Origin of the sequence: Burkholderia puraquae (genome assembly GCF_002099195.1) — a bacterium.
GTDB classification, from domain to species: Bacteria; Pseudomonadota; Gammaproteobacteria; order Burkholderiales; family Burkholderiaceae; genus Burkholderia; species Burkholderia puraquae.
The window spans coordinates 59126-80556 of sequence record NZ_NBYX01000008.1 but is presented as its reverse complement, the minus strand read 5'-3'; the positions used below and the strand labels follow the sequence as shown (position 1 = coordinate 80556).

The 21431-nt window shown below is 66.6% G+C and carries 18 protein-coding genes; 10 read left to right on the top strand and 8 right to left on the bottom strand.

The window, feature by feature from the left end; translation table 11 throughout:
* Positions 1–155: 155 nt before the first annotated feature.
* Positions 156–818 carry an ankyrin repeat domain-containing protein gene (locus B7G54_RS17300; protein WP_085040343.1) on the top strand — a complete coding sequence of 221 codons (663 nt, stop codon included), beginning with the start codon at positions 156–158 and terminating at the stop codon, positions 816–818.
* A gap of 25 nt (positions 819–843) precedes the next feature.
* Here the strand turns inward: B7G54_RS17300 and shc are convergent, their stop codons facing one another.
* Positions 844–2898, bottom strand: a complete 2055-nt coding sequence (gene shc / locus B7G54_RS17295; protein ID WP_085040170.1) for a squalene--hopene cyclase — start codon at positions 2896–2898, stop codon at positions 844–846.
* 53 nt (positions 2899–2951) lie between these two features.
* On the opposite strand from shc, the gene B7G54_RS17290 reads away from it, so the two are divergent.
* From B7G54_RS17290 to B7G54_RS17265, 5 genes are all read left to right on the top strand, one after another.
* Complete coding sequence (locus B7G54_RS17290) at positions 2952–3635, top strand: TetR/AcrR family transcriptional regulator (protein WP_085040169.1); 684 nt, start codon at positions 2952–2954, stop codon at positions 3633–3635.
* A 117-nt stretch (positions 3636–3752) separates the two neighbouring features.
* On the top strand, positions 3753–4781 hold the full coding sequence (locus B7G54_RS17285; protein ID WP_133059180.1) for a leucine-rich repeat domain-containing protein: 1029 nt from the start codon (positions 3753–3755) through the stop codon (positions 4779–4781).
* Positions 4782–5235: 454 nt separating this feature from the next.
* On the top strand, positions 5236–5646 hold the full coding sequence (locus tag B7G54_RS17275) for a VOC family protein (RefSeq protein WP_085040167.1): 411 nt from the start codon (positions 5236–5238) through the stop codon (positions 5644–5646).
* A gap of 292 nt (positions 5647–5938) precedes the next feature.
* Entirely contained in the window at positions 5939–7504 is a 1566-nt protein-coding gene (locus B7G54_RS17270; protein ID WP_085040166.1) for a methyl-accepting chemotaxis protein, read from the top strand.
* A gap of 490 nt (positions 7505–7994) precedes the next feature.
* A complete protein-coding gene (locus B7G54_RS17265; protein ID WP_085040165.1) occupies positions 7995–8525 on the top strand; it encodes an OsmC family protein in 531 nt (176 codons plus the stop codon).
* 190 nt (positions 8526–8715) lie between these two features.
* Here the strand turns inward: B7G54_RS17265 and B7G54_RS17260 are convergent, their stop codons facing one another.
* Genes B7G54_RS17260 through B7G54_RS17250 form a run of 3 tightly spaced genes read right to left on the bottom strand, consistent with a single transcriptional unit; the run spans position 8716 to position 11407 of the window.
* Positions 8716–9552 carry an ABC transporter ATP-binding protein gene (locus B7G54_RS17260; protein ID WP_085040164.1) on the bottom strand — a complete coding sequence of 279 codons (837 nt, stop codon included), beginning with the start codon at positions 9550–9552 and terminating at the stop codon, positions 8716–8718.
* Complete coding sequence (locus B7G54_RS17255; protein ID WP_085040163.1) at positions 9549–10403, bottom strand: ABC transporter permease; 855 nt, start codon at positions 10401–10403, stop codon at positions 9549–9551. Before B7G54_RS17255 ends, B7G54_RS17260 begins: the two co-directional genes overlap by 4 nt.
* 11 nt (positions 10404–10414) lie before the next feature.
* Positions 10415–11407 carry an aliphatic sulfonate ABC transporter substrate-binding protein gene (locus B7G54_RS17250; protein WP_085040162.1) on the bottom strand — a complete coding sequence of 331 codons (993 nt, stop codon included), beginning with the start codon at positions 11405–11407 and terminating at the stop codon, positions 10415–10417.
* A gap of 346 nt (positions 11408–11753) precedes the next feature.
* Here B7G54_RS17250 and B7G54_RS17245 point away from each other — a divergent pair, with 346 nt between their 5' ends.
* Complete coding sequence (locus B7G54_RS17245) at positions 11754–13181, top strand: MFS transporter (protein ID WP_085040161.1); 1428 nt, start codon at positions 11754–11756, stop codon at positions 13179–13181.
* A gap of 248 nt (positions 13182–13429) precedes the next feature.
* On the opposite strand, the gene B7G54_RS17240 is transcribed toward B7G54_RS17245, so the two are convergent.
* Entirely contained in the window at positions 13430–14830 is a 1401-nt protein-coding gene (locus tag B7G54_RS17240) for an LLM class flavin-dependent oxidoreductase (RefSeq protein ID WP_085040160.1), read from the bottom strand.
* Positions 14827–16098 carry an acyl-CoA dehydrogenase family protein gene (locus B7G54_RS17235; protein ID WP_085040159.1) on the bottom strand — a complete coding sequence of 424 codons (1272 nt, stop codon included), beginning with the start codon at positions 16096–16098 and terminating at the stop codon, positions 14827–14829. The genes B7G54_RS17240 and B7G54_RS17235 overlap by 4 nt, the downstream gene beginning before the upstream one ends.
* Positions 16099–16390: 292 nt before the next feature.
* Between B7G54_RS17235 and B7G54_RS17230 the strand changes: the two genes are divergently transcribed.
* Positions 16391–17629, top strand: a complete 1239-nt coding sequence (locus B7G54_RS17230; protein ID WP_085040158.1) for an SfnB family sulfur acquisition oxidoreductase — start codon at positions 16391–16393, stop codon at positions 17627–17629.
* A gap of 209 nt (positions 17630–17838) precedes the next feature.
* Here B7G54_RS17230 and B7G54_RS17225 read toward each other — a convergent pair whose 3' ends face one another.
* A complete protein-coding gene (locus tag B7G54_RS17225; RefSeq protein ID WP_085040157.1) occupies positions 17839–18246 on the bottom strand; it encodes a DUF3224 domain-containing protein in 408 nt (135 codons plus the stop codon).
* A gap of 168 nt (positions 18247–18414) precedes the next feature.
* On the opposite strand from B7G54_RS17225, the gene B7G54_RS17220 reads away from it, so the two are divergent.
* Positions 18415–19059, top strand: a complete 645-nt coding sequence (locus tag B7G54_RS17220; protein WP_085040156.1) for an HD domain-containing protein — start codon at positions 18415–18417, stop codon at positions 19057–19059.
* A gap of 436 nt (positions 19060–19495) precedes the next feature.
* Here B7G54_RS17220 and B7G54_RS17215 read toward each other — a convergent pair whose 3' ends face one another.
* Positions 19496–20476, bottom strand: a complete 981-nt coding sequence (locus tag B7G54_RS17215; protein WP_085040155.1) for a helix-turn-helix transcriptional regulator — start codon at positions 20474–20476, stop codon at positions 19496–19498.
* Positions 20477–20696: 220 nt separating this feature from the next.
* Between B7G54_RS17215 and B7G54_RS17210 the strand changes: the two genes are divergently transcribed.
* Entirely contained in the window at positions 20697–21359 is a 663-nt protein-coding gene (locus B7G54_RS17210; protein ID WP_085040342.1) for a glutathione S-transferase family protein, read from the top strand.
* Positions 21360–21431 lie beyond the last annotated feature (72 nt).

The following is a 21431-nucleotide window of genomic DNA, read 5'->3' as shown; positions in this document are numbered from 1 at the left end:
CGGTATTGGCGGTTGCCGGTTTCCCGGTGCTGCCGGCAGCGGGTCTCGCGTCGTGCGATCGCGGCCTGAATGCGATGCGCGATCGCGCCGGTGCGGCGAACGCTTATGATGAGCGCACGTCACGGTCACGCAAGCGCGACACACGAGGAGGCTGCTTGAGCATCGCATGGGATGGAATCACGGGGGCCGACGTGCTTGATGATGCGCAGGTCGCGAGCCGGCACGCGTTGGCCGATGCGGCGCGCAACGGCGACTGGGCGACGATGCTGGATCTCGTTGCAAGACAGTCCAGGCTCGTCAACGCGACGCGGCTGGGCGGCACGTCGCTCCATACACCGCTGCATCAGGCTGCATACGGCGGCGCACCGAAGGAGGTCGTTGCCGAACTGTTGCGGCTCGGCGCGTGGCGCATGCTGCGCGATGCTCGCGGCGAGCGTGCGATCGATATCGCGGTGACGCGCGGGCATCGGCATCTCGTCGATCTGCTGACGCCGCAGCCGCGACGCGTCGCGCCCGACGATACGCTGCACGACATCCAGCGCCATTTCCACGACATGATTCGCGGCCGCATCGCGCACCTGCGCGTCGACGCGCTGCGCCTGCCCGAACTCGAACCGCTACTTGAACTCGACGAACAGGCCGAACGCGTATGGTTCGCGGTGCCGGGCATGTATGGCGGGTTCGGCTATGCGCTGCACACCGACGGCGCCACGGCCGTGCTCGTGTCCGACAGCTGGAGCCGCGTGGTCGGCGGCTCGGGCCAGCGGCACGAGATCACGGCGCACGGCTGCACGCTGGTCGATGAAGGGTTCGTGTGACGGCCTTGCGCCGGCACGTGACCGCTCAGGCGACAGCGGTGTCCGTTGCGGCGACTGCCGCAGCTCCGCGCGCGGCCGAAGCCTGCGCCGCCGCCGCGCCCGCGAGCCGCCGATAGCGCGCGAGCGCCCACAGCGGAAAGTACGCGGTATAGCCGTGATACTTCAGGTAGAAGATGCGCGGAAAGCCCGGCGCATTGTGCGAGCGGTGCCACCAGAAGCCGTCTTCCTGCTGGACCGACTGCAGATACGCGATGCCGCGCTTCACCGAATCGGATTCGCAGTCGCCGAACGCCATCTGCGCGAGCAGCGCCCACGCGGTGAAGTTCGACGTGCTCTCGCCGCCGTTCGTGCCGGCCAGCTTCGGGTCGATGTAGCTGTCGTTCGTCTCGCCCCAGCCGCCGTCCGCATGCTGTCGCGCGCGCAGCCAGTCGATTGCGCGCGCGATATACGGCTGCGACTTGTCCTCGCCGGCGAGCGCGAGGCCGGCCAGCACGCTCCACGTGCCATAAATGTAGTTCGTGCCCCAGCGGCCCCACCAGCTGCCGTCGGGCTGCTGCGTGCGCTTTACGTAGTCGATGCAGCGCGCGAGCGACGCGCGTTCGTTCGCGCGTTTCGTCACGCCGAAGCACAGCAGCACGCGGCCCGACACGTCCTCGGTCGGCGGATCGAGCAGGGCGCCGTGATCGGCGAACGGGATCGCGTTCAGGTACATGCGGTCGCAGTCGGCATCGAACGCCGCGAAGCCGCCGTTGCGCGATTGCAGCCCGCGCATCCAGTCGAGCGCGCGCGCGACGCGCAGCGCATACGGGTTCGTGCCGTCCGCGTTGCGATGCGTGCGGCCGCGGCGATCGAGCATCGCGGTGACGACCGCGGTGTCATCGATGTCGGGGTAGTACGGGTTCGCGTACTGGAACGCCCACCCGCCCGGCTGGACGTCGGCCGGCGCGTTCTCGATCCAGTCGCCGCGCAGGTCGTTCACCTGGCGTTCGGCCAGCCAGTCGTACGCGCGCGCGATGCGTGCGTCGAGTGCGCGCCGTGCGTCGTCCGGCTCGCCGTCTTCCGGCACCGCCACGCCGCGCGCCTGCTCGAGCGCCATCGTGCTCCACGCGGTATCCCACACCGGCGACAGGCACGGCTGGCAATACATGCTGCCGTCGGGGCGCGTGACCAGCAGCTTCTCCAGCGCATTGTCGCAGTCGCGCCGCAGCGGGTGATCGTCCGGGTAGCCGAGCACCTGCATCATTTGATTGGCATACACGATCGGCGGGAAGATCCCGCCGAGCCCGTCCTCGCCGTTCATGCGCTCCGCGCACCACGCCTCGGCATGGCGGATCGCGCGCTGCCGCAGGCGCTTCGGCATCAGCGGCTCGACATGCCGCACCGTGTGGTCGAGCGCGAGGAACAGCTTGCGCATGCCGCGCGCGGGCGGAAAGTAGTGTCGTTCCTCGTCCGGCGGTGTGACGAACAGCTCGCGGATCGAGATGTTGCGCGGATTGCGGGCGCGCGCCTTCAGCGAGCACAGCACGAGCAGCGGCACCATCGTCGTGCGCGCCCAGTACGCGACCTTGTACATCGAGATCGGCACCCACTTCGGGAACAGCACGAATTCGATCGGCATGAACGGCGTCGCGCGCCACGGCACCTGGCCGAATGTCGCGAGCAGGATGCGCGTGAACACGTTCGAGCGCGCCGCGCCGCCGAGCTTCAGGATCGCGTCGCGCGCGCGGACCATGTGCGGCGCCTGTTCGCTGTCCCCGGCCGCCTTCAGCGCGAAGTACGCCTTCACGCTGCACGACACGTCCGGCTCGCCGTCGACATACAGCGCCCAGCCGCCATGCGTGTCGAGCCGCTGGTTCGCGCGCAGGTAGCGCGCCATCTTCTCCTGGCGCACGTCGTCGATCTTGTCCATGAAATGCATCATCAGGATGTATTCCGCGGTGATCGTCGCGTCGGATTCGAGTTCGAAACACCAGCTGCCGTCCGGCTGCTGGAGACGCACGAGTGCGTCGCGTCCACGGGCGATGGCAGTGTCGAGCGCGGACCAGGGAGAGAGGGCGGGTTTGTTCATGCGGCGGATCATACCATCCAGCCGGAATGTTTATATCGAGACGCCCGGGTGCTACCATCCGCACCATGAAAAAACGCCTCGAACCTGCGCCGCACGATATGTCCGCGCCCGTCGAACCGGCTGGAGCGGCCGGCGCGCGGGCGCCTGAAGCATCATCGGCGCCGGCCGTCGCCACATCCGGCGTGCGTCGAAAAAAAGCGCCGGATCAGGTGCGTGCGCAGTTGCTGGCGGCCGCGTCGGAAATCGCGACACATCACGGTGTGGCCGCGTTGACGCTCGATGCGGTGGCCGAGCGCGCCGGCGTGACGAAAGGCGCACTGCAATATCACTTCGCGAACAAGCAGGGGCTGCTGGATGCGCTGTTCGGGCAGGCGACCGAGCGGTTCGGCGCGCAGATGGCCGCACGGATGGCCGCGGATTCCGGCGGCGACGGCGCGGCGGCGCGCGCTTATCTGCATGCGGTGCTCGATGCGGCGAATCAGGCCGCGAGTACCGATGTGCTGCGCGTGCTGGTCGCGTCGATGATTACCGAGCAGGACACGCGCGCGCGATGGTCGGTGCCGATGCGCGAATGGACGCGGCCCGATCCGGTGCCGCTCGAGCAGGCCGCGACGCTGATGATCTGCCGGCTCGCGGCCGATGGGCTGTGGATTTCGGAACTGCTCGACAGCGTCGAAGTATCGGCCGAATTGCGCGCGGAGATCGTCCGGCAACTCGATGCGATGAGCCAGGGTGTGTTTCCGGGATGACGCCCGACACGGGCCGGATGTCGTCGGCGGCCGCGAATCGACGCAGGCAAGGGCGGCCCCGGGATGTCGCCCCTGGCCGCTCGATGACGGGATCTTGAACGAATCGGCGGGGATTGCATGCTGCAGGTACACAGTGGCCGGGTGAACGACCCGGAAACGCTTTCGCCGATCGAAATCGTGGAAGCGTGCGCGCAACGCGAGCGACTGGTTGTCCAGTTCAGCACGCCCGAAGCGTACGGGCCGGCGATCCTGCAATCGCTGAATGAAGCCTGCCGGCTGGCCGGGGATCGTCTTCAGGTCCGGTTCTACGGGCATTACCGCGCACCATTCGATGCGGTCGTGCTGCGCCACCTGCCAGACGCCCGGGACCTGTCGGTCGATTGCCTGACCGAGATCGCGCACGAAGAAGAAATCGGCCGGCTTCCCGGGCTGAAACGGTTGAGCTTCGGCGTGTTCAGGCTGAACCGGCCGGACTTCCTCGCCACGCTCGACCTCGGCCGACTCGAGCGGCTCGTGCTGGCTGAAAACCAGAAGCGGAACATCGATCTGTCGCGTCTGGCGAAGTGCGCATCGTTGACCGAACTCTTCGTGCACGGCCACGCAAAGGGGATCGATGCGATCGCAGGCCTGCCCGGCTTGCGCAAGCTGACGCTCGGTTGCCATGCAAAGAAGCATCCGCTCGGATTCATCCCGGCCATGCCGGCCTTGACGGAAATGACGCTGATCCTGGGCGGCCGCGACGACATCGACGATCTGTCGAGCGCCACCATCGAGATGCTGCAGATCCTGCGCGTGCGCGGGCTGGCCACATTGGGCGACCTGTCGCGCTTGCCGTCGCTTTCCGCGTTGCGCATCGAGGATCAGTTGCAGCTCACGACGCTGGACCTGGCTGGCGTGAAGCTGGAGCGGCTCGCGCTGTTCAATTGCCGGAAGCTGGCCGACTTGCCCGGGCTGGACGGGCAGGACCGGTTGCGGGAATTTCGTGCGTCGGGCGTCGCACTCGACCTGAATGCGTTGCGTGATCGCGATTGGCCGCCGGCTTGCCATTCCGTCGGCCTGTTTTCGGGCAGCGTGAAATGGAACGACGACGCCAACGCCCGTTTGGCGGCGCGAGGGCTGGGCGAAAAGGCCGGCTACTGGCCATGATCCACGTAGGCCGCAGTCGTGCGTGCATCGGCTTCGCGCGCGCAAGCCGACGCGCGCCGTCCCGCATCCGCTTGCTCACGATCGGGAGTTGGTTATTCTGATGCGCATGACCCATTCGCAAACCCGTTCGATTATTTGCGCCGCAATGTTGCCGGCGGGATAGCGATCGACTGAATGGATATCGTCACAACCCGCCCGGAAGGCGGGTTTTTGCTTTCCGGGCATTCGATGGAGAGGCTGGAAATGCAGACAGGGAAGCCATTTCACGCGACCGCATCGAGCGATGCCGCGTTGCTCCACATGGTATGCGGCGAGATCTCGTCCGGAAAATCGATGCTCGCCGCGCGGTTCGCGCGCGCCGTCGGGCCGGTCGTTTCGGCCATAGTCGATCCTTTGCAGATCTCGAGTGCCGGGAGGACAATACTCCCGGAAATCTCTTCGGAGGCTGCCCGACATGGTCAAATTCCAGCTCGACGGATGGCCTACCGTCACGCCCCGGATCGTCGTGCCGGATCCGCAAAACCTGATCGAATTCATTCGGACGGTATTTCATGCCCAGGGCGAATACCGCCCGGGGTTGCCTGCGGAAATCAGGATCGGCGATTCCGTCGTGATGATCAGCGGGGAAGATGGCCTGCGTGATCCGATGCCCGCGTTTCTGTACGTCTATGTCGAGGATGCCGATCTGACCTATCGGCGGGCGCTTGCCGCGCATGCCATCCCGCTCGAAGCCCCGGCCGACTTGCCGTACGGCGACAGGCGGGCAATGGTGAAGGATCCGTGGGGGAACAGATGGCAGATCGCGACGCACCAGCGCGACCTCTCGGCCGACGAGATCCGTTCAAGGCTGGCCAACGGCGGCTAGGTATCGGTCGGGATACATCGACCGATCAGGATGCCTCCGTTCCTGCCCAAGGTGGGCCGAGGCCCACTCAAGTGATCGTCGGCACTGCTTGGCACACCGGTCACGTGCGCCTTCGCTTGTTACCTGTCGCTATCGTCAAGATTCACGTCGCGTACAGATAAAACCCTTCCGTTCACCCCGCCGTTAACCCGTTCGCAGCCCATGCGCCCCGTGTTGTGACGCGGCGCGCGTCTTTCGTGATCCGGAATCCACATCCACCGCTGGCCGCGCCCGGCCGGCGCAAGGGAACGTCATGCGAAAACAACTCACTATCCGTGGTGGTCTCGTCGCGACCATCGCCGGCTATACCGTGCTGCTCGTATTGGTGGTCGGCGCGTGCATCGCGGCCCTCTATATGGGCAACGGTTCGCTCGAAGCGATGTACCGCGATGACACCGCGTCGCTGCTGCACCTGAAGACCAGCTCTGAGCGGATGCTTGTCCTGCGCGAACGCATGAGCGACGTCGCGCAGATCATCAGCGCCGGCCAGCCCGCGAAGGAGGAAATCGCGCAACTGCACACGCTGCTCAAGCAGAGCAACGACGAACTGGACGCGTACACGCGACTGCATGCGCGCGACGCCGGCGAGCAGGCGCTGTTCGACACGCTGCAGAGCCAGCGGCGCGCGCTGCTCGATCGCGTGTTCCTGAAGGCGCTGTCGCAGCTCGACGGCGACGATGCGTTCAACTTCCTCGATACGCAGCGTACCGCGCCGCCCGCGCTGTTCGCCGCCTACCAGGAGGCGATCGACGCGCTCGAATCGTTCCAGGTTGCGCGCGAAAAGGCGCGCTACGACGCGGCCGGGGTCTATTTCCACCGGATCGTGTGGGGGATGGCGGCGGTCGCGGTCTTCGCGCTCGTCGTCGGCTTCCTTGCGCAGCGCATGCTCGCGAAGGCGATCGTCGAGCCGATCAGGCTCGCGGTCGACCAGTTCGAGAAGATCTCGAAAGGCGACCTGACCGGCACCGTCGTCGTCCCGGGCGAAAACGAAATGGCGTATCTGCTGAATGCGCTGAAGCGGATGCAGGACGGCCTCGTCGACACCGTGAGCCAGGTGCGCGCAAGCACCGAGACGATCGTCGGCGACGTCCGTACGATCGCGAGCGGCAACGTCGACTTGTCCGCGCGCACCGAGCAGCAGGCCGTATCGTTGCAACAGGCGGCGGCGAGCGTCGAGCAGCTGACCGCGGCCGTGCGCCAGAACGCGGACAACGCACGCGACGCCCGCACCTACGTCGAGGGCGCGGCGGGCATTGCGTCGCGCGGCGGCGAGGCGATGCAGCGCGTCGTCGAAACGATGTCGGCGATTTCGCACGGTTCCGCGCGGATCTCCGGCATCGTCGGCGTGATCGAGAGCATCGCGTTCCAGACCAACATCCTCGCATTGAACGCTGCCGTTGAAGCCGCACGCGCAGGCGAGCAGGGGCGTGGCTTCGCGGTCGTCGCGACCGAGGTGCGCGGGCTCGCGCAGCGCTGTGCGTCGGCGGCGAAGGAAATCCGCGAACTGATCGGCCATTCCACGCAGCGCGTCGAAGACGGCAGCGGCCTCGTCGCACTGGCCGGCTCGGCGATGGCCGAGCTCGTCGCCGCGGTCGAGCGTGTCAACACGATCATGAGCGAAACCAGCAACGCCTTCGAAGAGCAGTCGTCAGGCATCGAGCAGGTGAACGCCGCAGTCATCCAGATGGAGCAGACGATGCAACGCAATGCCGCGCTGGTCGAGGAGGCCGCGGCCGCGGCGCTGTCGCTCGACGAACAAGGCTCGCGGCTGAGTGCGGCGGTTGCGCAGTTCCGTCTGCGTGACGAGGCGCTCGCGTGACGCGCTGAGGCGGGCGATCGGCGCCCGCACGTCGGGCCGGGTGTCTATCCGACGAGAGGCGGCCTTCGTCGAAGCAGCACATTTCTGGTGCGGGCATCCGGACTGCCGATATCGACGCGATTCGTGCACCGACCCGGTGAAGAACGAGATTCGGACGATCGCAGAACCCGGTGCGATGTTGTCGGCATGCAGTGCCCACGACGCGAACACGGTAATGCAGCGATGCTTGTCGGCAGGGAGACCGGTCGATTGCGTCGAGGTTCTCCACAGGGTTATGCACGGAAATTGTGGATAACTTTCGGGGTGTGAAAAACCGGGGTGTGAAGAACCGCCCACGATTCCTGAACGCGCATGTCGCCATGCGACATCACGCACCGCGCATTGCTTTGCTGGAATGATCGTTTCGTGACTGTCACGGAAGGGCATAGCATGAAGACCCTTCTCGATTGGCCGCCGTATGCGGGGCCAATCATTGCGACCCGACCCGACCATGACGACACTGAACGACTACCTCGAACAGAAGCGCGACGCCTGGCTCGCGAAAAAGGATGCCGCTCACCGCAATCCGGATCTCAAGGCGACGCCGCTGAAAGCGACCGTGCGCGCGCTGGGCCGCAGCGGCGTGCGGGAAATTCGCATTCGAGATTTCCAGGTGATCAGCGACAGCCCGCCCGATTTCGCAGGCTACAACCTCGGGCCGGCGTCGCCGGAGCTGCAACTCGGCGTGCTGGGCAGCTGCCTGACGCACATCACGCTGATCCAGGCCGCCGAGCGCGGCCTGAAGATCGACTCGATCGAAGTCGAGGTGACCGGCGACCAGCATCCGCTCGCGCAGCAACCCGGTTTCGAACATGTGCCGGTGTTCCCGCACAACCTCCGCTACACGCTCGATATCGTGTCGCCCGAACCGCCGGAGACGATTCGTGCGCTGCATGAGGCGGTCGAGGCCGTGTGCCCGATCTTCAACCTGCTGAGATTGCCGCAGACGATCGACGGCGAATTGCGGCATACGCACGGTTGAAGTGCGCCGGTGCACCGCCGCGTCGCGGCATTTCACGCCGCCGCGGCGCGAGCGGGCGCTCGCGCTGCCCGCGCACCCTGTTGGGGCCTCGATACGACGGCGATGCTTGCCGCACGGGCACTGCACGACGGATGTGTCATCCCGGCGCCGAACGCGTACCGGATCGGAGCCGGGGGACACCGGCCATGCATCAGTCGGCGCGAAGTCGGGCTTCAGATGCCTGATGGTCGCGCGGCCGGCGCCTCGTCTCGTCGCGGCGCTCCTGAAGCTGCTGGAATGCGTCCAGCAACTGCGCGCGCAGCACGGCCAGCGACGGATCGCGCCGATCGCGCGGCCGTGCGACGTCGACACGGATCTCGTCGTCGACGCGGCCCGGGTCGGGGGCCAGCATCAGCACACGATCGCCGAGATACAGCGCTTCGTCCAGATCGTGCGTGACGACGATCGCGGCCATCCGGTGCCGGTCGACGACATCGAGCAGCAGCGTCTGCAACCGCATCCGGGTCATCGCATCGACCGCGCTGAACGGTTCGTCGAGCAGCAGCAGATCCGGTTCGCCGAACAGGCCGCGCGCGATCGCGGCGCGTTGCGCCATCCCGCCCGACAACGTGGCCGGCAGTTGCCGGGCAACACCGGCAAGGCCGACTTCGTCGAGCAGACGGGCGACGGCCGGCTCGCGCCCGCCGCGAGGGCCGGCCGCAAAGCCGACGTTATCCGCGATCGACAGCCACGGCAGCAGCCGCGGCTCCTGAAAGATCACGCCGACGCGCGGAGAGGGGCCGTCGAGCGCGATGCCTTCCAGCTTCACGTTGCCGCGAAAATCGGTGTCAAGGCCGGCGACGATCCGCAGCAGCGTGCTCTTCCCGCAACCGCTCGGGCCGACCACGCAGACGATCTCGCCGCGTGCGACCTGCAGCGGGACGTCGGCGAGGATCGTGCGATCGCCGTAAAGCTTGCGGATGATTCGCAGGTCGAGCAGCGGTGTATCGGTACCACGCGCCGCGTGCGCGGAAGGACGCGTGCTCATGTCGACACCTTGCGCGGCGTGTGGTCGAATGCGTCGCGCCAACCGAGCCAGTGCGACTCGATGCGCGCCATCGCGCCGTCGGTCAGCTTGCCGAGCAGCGCCAGCAGCAGGATCGCCCCGAACACGAGATCGGGGCGCCCGGTTTCGCGGCCGTCGCTCAACAGGAAGCCGAGGCCGCGCGTGGCCGCGATCAGCTCGGCGGCAACCATGAACATCCACGCGAGACTGAGGCCGGTGCGCAAGCCGGTGACGATCTGCGGCAGCGCGGCCGGCAGCAGGATGCGACGGAACAGCGCGAGCGGGCCGAGCCGGTACACCGCGCCGAGCTCGACGAGCTGGCGGTCGACGTCGCGAATGCCGGCGACCACCGCGAGGTGGACCGGGAAGAAGGCGCCGATGGCGATCAGCGTGATCTTCGGCGCTTCGTCGATGCCGAGCCACAGCAACAGCACCGGCACCCACGCGAGCGACGGAATCGCGCGCAGCGCCTGGAACGTCGGCTCGAGCAGCGCGTCGATCCGGCGGCTGAGGCCCATCGCCGCACCGACGACGAGCGCGAGTGCGGCGCCCGCGGCAAAACCCGCCGCGACCCGCAGCGTACTCGCGCCGACATGGCGCGCCACGCGCGTGACGCCCATGCGGGCGAGCGTGTCGAGAATCTCGCTCGGCGCCGGGACGAGATGGTCCGGCAGCCAGCCGTGCCGCACGACGACCTCCAGCAATGCGAGCGCCGCGAACGGCAGCGCGAGGCCCGCGATGCGCCACTTGCGAAGCGGATCGCGCCGGCCGGCGCGCGACGATGCGGGGCGACGAGGCGCAAGCGTGTCGTCGCGGGCAGCGGTGTCCGTCATGAGCGGCCGCCTCAGTGCGAAGCGGCGGCGAGCGGGCGCGCGAACGACGGATCGATCAGCGTATCGACGATCTTCGCGGGATCGACGCCGGGCCTGGTCAGCTGCTCGGCCGTCAGCACCGGCGCCGCCGCCCTCAGCGCCGCGCGCTGGGTTTCGCCGGGAACCGGATCGCTGAAGTCGTTGCGCTGAAGCTGCAGTTTCGCCACCTGCGGCGATACCTTCGATTCGTCGGCGACGATCTGCGCCGTATCGGCCGGATGCGCGATGATCCACTGGCGTGCGCGATCGTAGACCTTCAGTACGCGCGTAACCGCCTGCGGATACTGGCTGGCGAATGCGTCGCGGACGTTCAGGAAGCCATAGGTGTTGAACGCAACGTTGCGGTAGAGCAGGCGAGCGCCATCGTCGATCTGCGCGGCAGCCATGTGAGGATCGAGGCCGGCCCACGCATCGACCTGGCCGTTCGCGAGTGCGGTGCGCCCGTCGGGATGCTGCAGGTTGACGATCTCGACGTCGTCGCGGGTCAGGCCGACCGTGTGCAGCGCGCGCAGCGTGAACAGGAACGGATCGGTGCCGCGCGTCGCGGCGATCTTCTTGCCCTTCAGGTCCGCGAGCGAGCGGATCGGCGAATCCTTGCGGACCACGAGCGCGGTCCACTCGGGGCGGGAGAACACGTAGACCGTATGGATCGGGTTGCCGTTCGCGCGCGCGAGCACCGACGCGAGACCCGCGGCGGAACCGAAGTCGACCGCATCGCTGTTCAGGTATTCGAGTGCGCGATTGCTGCCCAGGCTCAGCACCCAGCGAATCGACGTGCGGTCGGCCTTGAATTCGTCTTCGAGCCAGCCGAAGTGGCGGATCACCAGGCTCTCCGGTGAGTAGTACGCATAGTCGACGCGGATTTCCGCGGGCGTCGCTGCGCGGGCGTGCACCGAGAAGAGACCGGCGAACGCGGCAACGACGAGGGCCGCGGCTTGCCATGCGCGGGACCAGGACAGCTTCATCGGGGATTCTCCGGAAGGGCGGCAATGTGCCGCGAACAGGCAGGGTGACCGGCTAATGTAACGAAGCACCGGCGATTCGCGAACGAAGAAATCCGCGATTGAACATGTGCGCTGCTGCTAAGCGCGGACGGCGAGCAACGTTATGACGCGGGCCGATTAATTTATCGCTTTATATCGCTTGGGATAACCGGATCGGGAGAACAGAATGCGTGCTGCCGGAACGCGGCGGCATCGCGTGTCGTGAGGATCGCGGTTGCATCGGGTCCCCGCTGGTCGTGAAAGAGCACGTCCGGCTTCCGGCTCCATGCTGACATCGCCGACTACTCGGTGAAAACTAAGGAATGCGATGAGTTCGATCGATCTTGACGCCGTCACCCCGGTTTCCTCGCCCATCCGCTCGGCAAGCGACGTCGCGCGCCTGATCAACACCGTGGACAGCTCGGTCAGCCATGCCCGGATGATCGTGCTGCTGGCGCTCGGCGGCGTCTTTCTTGACGCGTACGATCTGACGACGCTGTCCTACGGGATCGACGACGTGGCGCGCGAGTTCGGTCTGACACCCGCGCTGACCGGGCTGGTCGGGTCGGCGATCATGATCGGTACGATCTTCGGCAGCCTGATCGGCGGATGGCTGACCGACAAGATCGGCCGCTACCAGGTGTTCATGGCCGACATGCTGTTTTTCGTGGTCGCGGCGATCGCGGCCGGGCTGGCGCCAAATGCATGGGTGCTGATCGGCGCACGCTTCGTGATGGGGCTCGGTGTCGGCATCGACCTGCCCGTCGCGATGGCGTTTCTCGCGGAATTCTCGAAGTTCAACGGCCGCGGCAACAAGGCGTCGCGGCTCGCGGCGTGGTGCCCGATGTGGTACGTGGCGTCCTCGGTCTGCTTCCTGCTGATCTTCGGGTTGTATTTCCTGTTGCCTGCCGAGCATGCGGGATGGCTTTGGCGCGCGTCGCTGATCTTCGGCGCGGTGCCCGCCCTCGTCATCATTCTGTTCAGGAACCGCTTCATGAACGAATCGCCGCTGTGGGCCGCGAACCAGGGCGACCTGGCCAACGCCGCGCGGATACTGCGCGAGTCGTACGGGATTCACGCACATGAAGCGGAGGACGCCCGACGCGCGCCGAGCCAGCCGCCCGTGCGAATTCGCGTGCTGTTCCAGCGCCCGTACCTGGGGCGCACGATCGTCGCCAGCGTGATGAACCTGTGCATCCCGTTCGAATACACGGCGATCGCCTTCTTCCTGCCGTCGATCCTGTCGCAGTTTCTCGGCGCGGGTGTGTTTGAAACGATCGCGGCGTCGCTGGCGCTGAACGTGCTGTTTGCGTTCACCGGCGGCTTGCTGGGCATGCGCCTCGCCCATCGCCATGCGTCGCGTCATGTCGCGATCGCCGGGTTCGCGCTCCAGTTCGTCGCGCTCGTGGCGCTTGCGCTGGCGGGGCATCCGCATGGCGCACTCGCGATCGGCTTCGTGCTGCTGATGCTCGGCACGTGGTTGTTCGCCGAAGGTTTCGGGCCCGGCGCGCAGATGATGATCTATCCGACACTGTCGTATCCGGCGGCGATCCGCGGCACCGGCGTCGGCTTCGGGCGTTCGCTGTGCGGCATCGGTCAGGCGCTTGCGCTGTTCGTGCTGCCGATCCTGCAGGCGCGGCTCGGTACGGACATGTTCTGGGTCGTCGCGATCAGCGCCGCGACGCCGATCGTGTTCCTGTTGATCGTGCGTTACGAGCCGACGGCGCGCGACATCGACGACGACGGCGTTGTGTGAGCGCAGCCGGAATCGATCATCGCCAGAAAAAATGCGCGCGCACGCTTGAGTGCGCGCGTCGTCGTTGCCGCAACCGCAACGTTCGCCCGCTTGATGTGCGAGTGCGGAAGCCGAATGCGCATCGAGGCTGCACCGGGCTTTGAGTGAAGGGAGAGGGGAGATTCAGACGGTGTGTCGGGCGAGCGGCCCTGCCGTTCATCGCGAAGCCGGCCGGCCCGCACGCGGGCCGACTCGCTGCCGCAAGGCCATCACGCGCAGGCAGTCACGTGTTCGGCATCGCGCTTGACTTGCTCGATGTCGCGGAACTGCGCGGCCGGATGTTCGTCCGGCAGCCGCGCCGATCCGCCGAACAGCTTCTCGCGCAGCGTGCCCGGCGCATAGCCGGTCGGATACACGCCGCGCCGCTGCAGCTCGGGCACGAGATAGCGCACGACATCCTCGAAGGTTTCGTGCGCGACCGCGTACGCGAGGTTGAAGCCGTCCACGTCGGTGGCGGCGACCCATTCCTGCAGGATGTCCGCGACGGTCGCGGCCGAGCCGACGAAGACCGGGCCCAGGCCGCCGATGCCGCCCCAGGCCGCCAGCGCCTCGATCGTCCATGCGGTGTCGCCGCCTGCCAGGTGCTCGACCGCCGACACGATCGCATTCGTCTCGACGCGCCGGACGGGATCGTTCGGCGCGTACTGGCCGAAGTCGATGCCGGTCCAGCCCGACATGAAGACCAGCGAGCCGTCGTACGACACGTACTTGCGATATTCGTCGAACTTGGCCTGCGCCTTCTCGTCGGTTTCGTCGACGATCACGGTGACGAGGTTGTAGATCAGGATCTTGCTCGGGTCGCGCCCGGCGGCCGTGGCCTGCGCACGCACGTCGGCCACGTAGCGCGCGAGCTGCGGGCGGGTCGGCGCGGCGACGAACACGCATTCCGCGTGCTGCGCGGCGAATGCCTTGCCGGGGCCGGACGCACCGGCCTGGAACAGCACCGGCGTGCGCTGCGGCGAAGGTTCGCACAGGTGGTAGCCGGGCACGTCGAAGAAGCGGCCCTTGTGGCCGATCTCGTGCACTTTCTCCGGGTGCGTGAACACGCGGCCGTCGCGATCGCGGACGACCGCGCCGTCTTCCCAGCTGCCCTCGAACAGCTTGTACAGCACCTCGACGTATTCGGCCGCGACCGCATAGCGATCATCGTGCGTGCGCAAGCCGTGATCGCCGAGGTTCTTCGCGCCGCTTTCGAGGTAGGACGTGACGATGTTCCATGCGAGCCGGCCCTTCGTGTGATGGTCGGCGGTCGACAGCCGGCGCGCGAACGTGTACGGGTGCTCGAACGTCGTCGATGCGGTGATGCCGATGCCGAGATGCTCGGTCGCCATCGCGATCGGTGCCGCGAGTTGCAGCGGATCATTGACCGGGATTTGCGCGGCCTGGTGCAGCGCGTGGTAGTTGCTGCCCTTGTAGACGTCGTAGTAGCCGATCACGTCCGCGATGAAGATCGCGTCGAAGATCCCGCGCTCGAGCACGCGGGCGAGGTCGGTCCAGTAGTCGAGATCCTTGTACTGCCACGACCGGTCGCGCGGATGGGCCCACAGCCCGGGCGACTGGTGGCCGACGCAGTTCATCTCGAACGCATTGAAGCGGATGGTCTTGCTCATCGGGCGGCTCCCGTTTCTGCATGCGTGGCCGTGCCCGTGCCTGCGCCATTGCCGACCTGCCAGACGAACGGCGGCGTGCGCCCGTTGATGACCCAGTCGCCGACGATCCGCGCCTTGTAGACGAGCGGATTGTGCGACGACACAGTGCGTGCGTTGCGCCAGTGGCGGTCGAGTGCCGTCGTGCTGCGGGTCGCGGACGCGCCGAGCGCGTCGAACAGGCGCGTCGCCGCGCGCAGGACGAGTTCCGACACGACGAGCTGGCTTTGCGCGGATTCGATCTCGGCCGCGACGTTCGCATCGTGCTCGGCCGCCGCGTCGCCACCGAAGTGCGTTTCGTAGGCCCGTTGCAGCGGCTGCGCGGCGCGCAGCGCGAGCGCGTCGGCTGCATAGGCCCACGACGCGATCTCGCCGATCACCTGCTGCAGCTGCGCGTCGTCGGCCGCGCGCGGCGCGTTGCCGTGGCTGTACACGCGGGTGCGGCGGCGCACCAGGTCGCCGGCGTCGCGCACGATCGCGTGGCCGATGCCGGCCAGCGTCGCGACGTGGAAGAGCTGGTAGAACGCGGTCTGGTACTTGAAGCGTCGCGCGAAGTCGATCACGTCCCGTGCATCGACCGTCGCGTCTTCGAAGCGCGTGGTGCCGCTGCCGGTCGTGGTCTGGCCGAAGCCGTCCCAGTCGTCGTCGCGGATTACGCCCGGCTGGGCAGTCGCGACGGCGACGATCACGTCGCTGCCGTCGTCCGCGCGTTGTGCGAACACGTCGATCCAGTCGGCGAACAGGCTGCCGGTGCTGTAGAACTTCCGGCCGTTCAGCACGAGGCGGCCATTCTTTTCCGAGACTTGCGTGATGGTCTGGCCGAGCGCCACGTCGCCGGTTTCCGTCCATGCGTTGCCGACGAGCTGGCCGCTCGCGAAGCGGTCGAACCATGTCTGGCGGTCGGCGCCGGGCGGCGCGTTCAGCCAGTCCTCGACGAACGCGAAGTGTCCGCGCAACGCCTGCGGCAGATTGGAATCGGCAGCAGCGAGTTCGGTCAGCAGACGGAACAGCTGCGGCAGCGATGCGCCGGCGCCGCCGTCGCGCACCGGCAGCCGCACGGCGCCGAAGCCGGCCGACTTCAGCCAGCCGATTGCATCGTGCGGCAGTTCGCGGCGGCGTTCGCGTTCCGCGGTGCCGGCCGCGATGCGTTCGAAGATCGGCCTGAAGCGACTGGCAAGCGCGTCGTAGTCGGTGCCGGTGGAAAGTTCGGTTGCTGCGGGAGACGAAGTCATGCAGTGTTCCTTGAAAGGCGGGGCCGTCGATGCCGGCAGGCCAGTATAGGAAGCACGCTGCGGACGATCCAATAACGGATTCATACATCGTTATCGCCACCGGGCATTACGCGGGCGAGGCTGCGTCGCTTCGATGCCGGGGCGTCGATGTCGCCGCTGACGCGCGGTTCGTTGCGCGTGGCGCGCCGCATCGTTTGTCATTCGAAGGAATATCGTTGTGCGAATCGCTCGGTTTGCCGGCGCGCGGGGCGCTGCTAGATTGAGTGTTTCCGTCAATCAGCAGGAGAGCCCGATGTCAGAGACGAGCGCCACGATCCAGGAACGGCCGGCCGATACGCAACCGCAAGCAGCCCGCGTGATCGCCGACGACGCGCAGGCAATCGAAGCCGCGCATGCGCTTGCGCAGCGGCTCGCGCACGGTGCGGCCGAACGCGACCGGGAGCGCCGGCTGCCGCGTGACGAGATCGAATGGTTCTCGCAGTCGGGGCTGTGGGCCATCACGGTGCCGAAGGCCTACGGCGGCGCGGGCGTGTCGCACGTGACGCTGACGGAGGTGGTGAAGATCGTCGCGGCGGCCGATCCGTCGCTCGGGCAGTTGCCGCAGAACCATTTCGGGTTGGTCGACGTGATCGCGCTGACCGGCACCGATGCGCAGAAGCGCCACTTCTTCTCGGAAGTGCTGAGCGGCAAGCGGTTCGGCAACGGCTTCTCGGAGAAGGGCACGAAGCACGTGCTCGACCTGAAGACGCGCGTGCGGCGGGACGGCGACGATTACGTCGTCGACGGCACCAAGTTCTATTCGACCGGCGCGCTGTTCGCGCATTACGTGCCGGTGCTAGGCCTCGACGACGAGCGCCGCGCGTGGCTCGCGTACATTCGCCAGCCGACGCCGGGGCTGACCGTGATCGACGACTGGTCGGGGTTCGGGCAGCGGACCACCGCGAGCGGCACCGTCGTGCTCGACGACGTGCGCGTGCCTGCGTCGCACGTGCTGCCGGCCCAGCGCGTGTCGGATCTGCCGACGCTGAACGGCCCGCTGTCGCAGATCATCCAGGCCGCGATCGACGCGGGCATCGCCCGGGCCGCGCTCGACGATACCTTGGCGTTCGTGCGCACGCGCTCGCGGCCGTGGGTCGACAGCGGCGTCGAGCGGGCGGCCGACGATCCGTTGACGATCCGCGAGATCGGCCATCTGCATATTCAGCTGCATGCGGCGGAGGCGCTGCTCGAGCGTGCGGCGCGTACGCTCGACGAGATCGCGGCGCGCGGCGACGTGACCGAGGACGATGTCGCGCGTGCGTCGGTGGCGGTGGGCGAGGCAAAGGTGCTGACGACGGAGATCGCGCTGCTCGCGGGCGAGAAGCTGTTCGAGCTGGCCGGCACGCAGGCGACGCTGGCCGAGCACAACCTCGACCGGCACTGGCGCAACGCGCGCACGCATACGCTGCACGATCCGGTGCGCTGGAAGTATCACCTCGTCGGCAACTACTACCTGAACGGTGTGCGGCCGGCGCGCCATGCGTGGAATTGAACCCGTTGCGATCGTCGCGTGACGGCTCGGCGATGGTCGAGCGCGCTGCCGCGGTCGAACGCATCCACGATATCCGGAGCGAACCCGGCAATGCCTTCGTCGAAGCGCGATCGCCGGGTCTCGGGCAGGTGAATGCTGCGCGGGGACGGCAACGCGTCACTGTCCGGGCGCGGCGCCACCGTGACGCTGCCGCGTCGCCTTGAGTCGGCTTACCGAGGCGCGTCAGGCAGCGTGTAGTCGAAGCGGTACGAATGCTGGCCGTTGTCGATGATGATGATCATCGAGCCGGAAAGCCCCAGCAATTCTCCCGTTCCGGAATCGGGCACGACGGTGATCGACTGCTGCGGCTGCCCGCGGGTCATGGTGGAACTGTGCTGCAGGACAAAACTGCCGTGGTGGCCGCCCAGCACGCCTTGCACGGTTTCCATCGCCACATAGCCCGCCGAGCCCTGGACGCTGCTTCGAAACGCGAGCATCTCTCCATGACTGACGGCTTCCAGGTCGCCGTGATACTGCTTGTCGAGCGACATGCGGCCGAGCCCGGTCTGTTCCGCGACGGTACTCAGGGATTCCGGATTCAGTTTCACTTCAAATGGACCATTGGCCAGCAATGTCATTGCGGCGTTCCTCGTCGAATTGGCAACCCGCACTATAAGCCAACCGGGTTCTGCCGGCGTTAACGATTTGCCCGATATGTCGGAATCAACGGCGGATCGGCTTGTGGATCGTGTGCCGCGCGGCGCTTGCGGCGATAATCGGCATCCCGACCTCGACCGCCTTTCCCGATGACTCTCCCTGCGTTCGCCCCCTTTCAGGATCTGGCCAAGGCCTTGCTGGCGCACTGGAGCGACGCCAATGGCGATGGCTCCCACGACACGTCGCATCTGCAACGCGTGTGGAAGAACGCAGCCGCGATCCAGGCGAAGGAGGGGGGAGACGCCGAGGTGCTGTTTGCGGCGACACTGCTGCACGACTGCGTGGCGGTGGAGAAGCATTCGCCGCTTCGCGCGCAGGCATCGCGGCTGTCGGCGGAAAAGGCCCGGCAGGTGCTGAAGTCGCTGGATTGGCCGGACGCGAAGATCGACGCCGTCGCGCACGCGGTCGAGGCGCACAGTTTTTTCGCCTGTATCGCGCCGAAGACGCTGGAAGCCAAGGTGCTGCAGGACGCCGACCGGCTCGATGCGATCGGCATGGTTGGCGTCGCGCGGTGCTTTTATGTCGCGGGGCGAATGGGCAGCGCGCTGTATGACCCGGCCGATCCGCATGCATCGGAACGGGAGCTCGACGACGCGCGATTCGCGATCGATCACTTCCGCACGAAGCTGCTGAAGCTTTCAACCGGTTTCCAGACCATCACCGGTACGCGCCTGGCGATTGTCCGCCGCGATCGATTGCAGCGCTTTCTCGACGAGTTTTCCGACGAGATCTGATTGTGCCGAAGCCGCTCGACGGATACAGGTCGATCTGGATGCGGCCGTCGTCGCAGTGAGAAAACCGCAGATCGTAAATCCACGACGGGAGAGAGACATTTTCCGTCGCGAACTCGCTTCCCTCTACTTCCTCGAACAGGAACGTAATGCGGCAAGGCGTTTGCAACAGGCGCGGCACTCGCGCTCGTGGCGGCCGATCCCCGGCATTCCGGCCTGCACGATCGAGCGGCGATGCCGGAACTGTCGGCCGTTCGCCGGTGACGGTCCATCGTCCGTCGATGGACTGTGGCGGTAGCGGTCAGGGATGCGGCGAAGCGCGATGATCGCCCGGCGAGCCCCGGAAATCTCACGTTGAGAAGCGCGACTTCGAACTTGATGCGCGCAAGGGTTCCATTGTTCCGAATCGCGCGGCCGCATCGGTGCAGTAGGCGGTGCTTCAATCGTCGCCTGCCTGATAAAGCGCGTTCACCTGCGACAACTCTTCGATGAACTGATCCTTGAGCGCCTGCGGCCCCAGGATCTTCACATGTGCACCGTACCCCAGTAGTCTCCGCGCGCCATGCTCGATGGATTCGATGGGCATCAGGAACGTTTTCCATCCCGGCGGCACCTCCGCGCTGCTTGCCTTCTGCGCGACTGGCGCGGCCTTGATCCGCGCGTTGGCCAGCCAGGTTTCGCCGCGCGGCGACACGGCGATATGGGCGGTCAGCCGATCGAGGTCGGCTTCATACCGGCTCATCGCGTCGCGCCAGTGCGTCGCCAGGTCGAATCGCGCAGGACGTTTGAAGCGGCGGCGCGATGCATTGAGTTCGAGGATATTCGCGACCCGGAACGTGAGTGCGCCTGGCTTGCCGACTACCCGGGCAATCAGGTACCAGGCGCCCCCCTTGAGCACGAGGCCGAGCGGCTCGAGTTCGCGGCGGGACACGCCGCGCCAGCTCTGATACTTCACGTCGATACGGTACGCACCCCACACCGCATCGGCGGCTTCACGCAGGAATGCCGGCGTTTCCTGCGCGCGATACCAATCCACGGTATCGACATGCAGCCGGCTGGCGACGCGATCGGCGTGCTCGCGCGAGCCGGGCGGCAGGCTCGCGATCATCTTCAGCCGCGCCGAGGTCGCCATGCCGTCGAGGCCCAGTTCTCTCGCGGGCCCGGGCAGGCCCGCCAGAATCAGCGCGTGCGCTTCGTGCTCGGTGAGCCCCGTGAGATCGGTACGCCAGCCGTCGCTCAACTGAAAGCCGCCGTTGCGGCCACGATCGCCCCAGATCGGCACGCCGGCCGTGGAAAGCTGGTCGATATCGCGCAGGATCGTGCGCTCGGACACTTCCAGCGCGTCGGCCAGTGCCGGTGCGGTCATCCGGCCGCGCGCTTGCAGCATCATCATGATCGACAACAGGCGGCTCGCTTTCATGGATGACACGTTACCTCAAATACCTGACATGAGGTGTCATGTTATCGGGCTTATGCTGTTCCGCATTCCCGATCCGTTGCATCGACGCGGAGGTCGAACATGAACTGGCGCGATCCGCGCTGCCGACACGCATCGGGTGGTGCCTGCCGGACGCTCGGCGGTTCGCGCGTGAGCGTATTCGATGCGGGTTGCGCAGCATGACATCACGAGGGATCAGACGATGAAGATAATTTCCGGGCCACTGAGCATGTTCGGGGCGAAGGTCGAGATTGCGGCGCACGAGAAGGGCATCGACTTCGAGCGGGTGATGGTGCCGTTCAGCCAGCTTCGCGGCTACGATCCCAAACATCCGGATGTGCTGCGCATCAACCCGAAGCGGCAGGTGCCGGTGCTGATCGACGGCGATCTGGAACTCTTCGATTCCACGCAGATCTTCGAGTATCTCGAAGATCTGAAGCCCGATCCAGCGCTATGGCCGGCGTTTCCGGCGGCCCGCGCCATCGCGCGTCAGCTCGAGCACTGCAGCGACGAAATCTATTTTCCGCACGTCATCCGGCTGATGGGGCTGGAAGCGATGCCGGACGATCCGGCCGCTCGGGCTGCGCGCGCCGAAGCGGCGCAATACTATCGGCGCATGGAGCACGTGCTTGCGGATCGCGAATTTCTGGCCGAGTCGTATTCCTACGCCGACATCGCGTTCTACATGGCGCAGTTGTTCGGCGCGCGCAAGGGCGCACCGATGACGGACGAAACGCCCCGCCTGCTTGCGTGGCGTGAACGGATGACGGCACGTCCCGCCGTGCGAAAGGTCGCTGGCGCGATGGCCGGCTATCTTGCATCGATCGGGGAAGGGGTCCCCGATTTTCTTCGCGGGCCCGACTAACTGCGTAACTGAACGGCTCGGAGCGTACGCGGCGGACGATGGACCGGTTGCGCAATCCGGACGTGGAAGCGA

Excerpts from the sequence above, each read along its gene's own strand:
- shc (WP_085040170.1), bottom strand. The coding sequence starts at position 2,898 with ATGATCCGCCGCATGAACAAACCCGCCCTCTCTCCCTGGTCCGCGCTC.
- B7G54_RS17290 (WP_085040169.1), top strand. The coding sequence starts at position 2,952 with ATGAAAAAACGCCTCGAACCTGCGCCGCACGATATGTCCGCGCCCGTC.
- B7G54_RS17285 (WP_133059180.1), top strand. The coding sequence starts at position 3,753 with ATGCTGCAGGTACACAGTGGCCGGGTGAACGACCCGGAAACGCTTTCG.
- B7G54_RS17275 (WP_085040167.1), top strand. The coding sequence starts at position 5,236 with ATGGTCAAATTCCAGCTCGACGGATGGCCTACCGTCACGCCCCGGATC.
- B7G54_RS17270 (WP_085040166.1), top strand. The coding sequence starts at position 5,939 with ATGCGAAAACAACTCACTATCCGTGGTGGTCTCGTCGCGACCATCGCC.
- B7G54_RS17265 (WP_085040165.1), top strand. The coding sequence starts at position 7,995 with ATGACGACACTGAACGACTACCTCGAACAGAAGCGCGACGCCTGGCTC.
- B7G54_RS17260 (WP_085040164.1), bottom strand. The coding sequence starts at position 9,552 with ATGAGCACGCGTCCTTCCGCGCACGCGGCGCGTGGTACCGATACACCG.
- B7G54_RS17255 (WP_085040163.1), bottom strand. The coding sequence starts at position 10,403 with ATGACGGACACCGCTGCCCGCGACGACACGCTTGCGCCTCGTCGCCCC.
- B7G54_RS17250 (WP_085040162.1), bottom strand. The coding sequence starts at position 11,407 with ATGAAGCTGTCCTGGTCCCGCGCATGGCAAGCCGCGGCCCTCGTCGTT.
- B7G54_RS17245 (WP_085040161.1), top strand. The coding sequence starts at position 11,754 with ATGAGTTCGATCGATCTTGACGCCGTCACCCCGGTTTCCTCGCCCATC.
- B7G54_RS17240 (WP_085040160.1), bottom strand. The coding sequence starts at position 14,830 with ATGAGCAAGACCATCCGCTTCAATGCGTTCGAGATGAACTGCGTCGGC.
- B7G54_RS17235 (WP_085040159.1), bottom strand. The coding sequence starts at position 16,098 with ATGACTTCGTCTCCCGCAGCAACCGAACTTTCCACCGGCACCGACTAC.
- B7G54_RS17230 (WP_085040158.1), top strand. The coding sequence starts at position 16,391 with ATGTCAGAGACGAGCGCCACGATCCAGGAACGGCCGGCCGATACGCAA.
- B7G54_RS17225 (WP_085040157.1), bottom strand. The coding sequence starts at position 18,246 with ATGACATTGCTGGCCAATGGTCCATTTGAAGTGAAACTGAATCCGGAA.
- B7G54_RS17220 (WP_085040156.1), top strand. The coding sequence starts at position 18,415 with ATGACTCTCCCTGCGTTCGCCCCCTTTCAGGATCTGGCCAAGGCCTTG.
- B7G54_RS17215 (WP_085040155.1), bottom strand. The coding sequence starts at position 20,476 with ATGAAAGCGAGCCGCCTGTTGTCGATCATGATGATGCTGCAAGCGCGC.
- B7G54_RS17210 (WP_085040342.1), top strand. The coding sequence starts at position 20,697 with ATGAAGATAATTTCCGGGCCACTGAGCATGTTCGGGGCGAAGGTCGAG.